This window comes from Gemella haemolysans (genome assembly GCF_028308085.1).
GTDB classification, from domain to species: domain Bacteria; phylum Bacillota; class Bacilli; order Staphylococcales; family Gemellaceae; genus Gemella; species Gemella haemolysans_D.
Window position 1 is genome coordinate 1 of the sequence record NZ_JAQMFS010000060.1, and the last position, 293, is coordinate 293.

The 293-nt window shown below is 33.8% G+C and carries 1 protein-coding gene; it reads left to right on the forward strand.

The genetic code is table 11. The features are described from left to right. Positions 1-293: pneumococcal-type histidine triad protein (locus tag PNO30_RS08980; protein ID WP_271987382.1), on the forward strand; the 293-nt coding region annotated here is incomplete at both ends.

Sequence of the window (293 nt, forward strand, 5' to 3'; positions counted from 1 at the left end):
ATCGGACTATCAGCCTTTGCTGGTTATGAATACGGAAGACAACAAGCATATGAAACAACACCTCTAGTACAAAATACAGCACAAGCAAAGAAAATCAATTACTCAGACAAAGTTAGTTCAGTCGTGGTTAGTGAAATCACTGACGATGGATATGTGACACTTCACGGTGATCATAGCCACTATGAAAAAGGATTAGTACCTTATAACGCTAAAATTCTTGATTCACTAGTTTATAAAAATAAAGATTATAAATTAAAAGATGAAGACATTCAATATGAACTTGCAGAAGGTTA